At 59.7% G+C, this 298-nt stretch carries 1 protein-coding gene; it reads left to right on the top strand.

The features are described 5' to 3' along the window. Positions 1–298 (top strand): hypothetical protein (locus tag QP140_RS09890; RefSeq protein ID WP_284759488.1); only part of this gene is annotated, 298 nt, incomplete at both ends.

Genomic DNA, 298 nt, shown 5'->3' with positions numbered 1-298 from the left:
AACCTTCGCGACTACCAGCTGCACTACCTGTACATCCTCAACGACCTCACCATCACCAGCTCCGCCGAATGGCCGATGGAGCCACACGATGCGGTGGTTGAACCAGGTAAAACCGTTGTCGTCTGGGTCAAGAACGGCCCTAACGACAACCTCACCGCGGAAGACTTCGCGAAGAACTACGGCGTCAACGTTGAGGACCTCACCCTCGTAGAAGTACACTCCGCCGGCATGGCCAACGGCGGCCCTCGCTGCATGGAGCTGCGCACCCGCACCGGTGAAAAAGTCCACCGCGTCAACT

This window comes from Corynebacterium sp. UMB9976, assembly GCF_030212265.1.
GTDB lineage: Bacteria > Actinomycetota > Actinomycetes > Mycobacteriales > Mycobacteriaceae > Corynebacterium.
This window is presented reverse-complemented; position numbering and strand designations above follow the sequence as displayed.